This window comes from Microbacterium karelineae (assembly GCF_009745985.1).
Classification (GTDB): domain Bacteria; phylum Actinomycetota; class Actinomycetes; order Actinomycetales; family Microbacteriaceae; genus Microbacterium; species Microbacterium karelineae.
This window is the reverse complement of sequence record NZ_WFIX01000118.1, coordinates 1-541: the sequence shown is the minus strand read 5'-3', so window position 1 is coordinate 541 and position 541 is coordinate 1. Positions and strand designations below refer to the sequence as shown.

At 51.0% G+C, this 541-nt stretch carries 2 protein-coding genes; both read right to left on the bottom strand.

Features of this window, described 5'->3' with window-relative positions; all coding sequences use genetic code 11:
* On the bottom strand, positions 1-194 hold a 194-nt coding region (rpsK, locus tag GB932_RS01170; protein WP_072046371.1), incomplete at its 3' end, for a 30S ribosomal protein S11.
* A gap of 16 nt (positions 195-210) precedes the next feature.
* The coding region (gene rpsM / locus GB932_RS01165) for a 30S ribosomal protein S13 (protein WP_231915946.1) at positions 211-541 on the bottom strand (331 nt) is incomplete at its 5' end.

Genomic DNA, 541 nt, shown 5'->3' with positions numbered 1-541 from the left:
ACCTGAGCTGCAAACGGAGTGGATTTGCGTGAACCACGGAAACCGGAACCACCGGCTGTTGCCCAACCCAATGCGTTACCCTGACGATCAGTGATAGTAACGATGGTGTTGTTGAAAGAAGCATGGATATGAGCCACGCCGTCAGAGACTTGTTTTCTTACACGTTTACGTGCACGAATTGGTGCCTTTGCCATTATTCAATCACCCCGATTATTTCTTGATCGGTTTGCGCGGACCCTTACGGGTACGTGCGTTGGTCTTAGTACGCTGACCGCGCACTGGCAGACCACGACGATGACGCAAACCGCGATAGCAACCAAGATCCATAAGGCGCTTGATGCTCATGCTAACTTCACGGCGCAGATCACCTTCAACGACAAATTTGGCAACTTCGTCACGCAGCGTGTCGATTTGTTCTTCAGACAGCTCACTGATCTTAACATCTTCAGCGATACCCGCTGCAGCCAGAATGGCCTTAGAACGGGTCTTGCCGACGCCGTAGATCGAAGTTAATGCGATCACAGCATGTTTCTGATCAGGA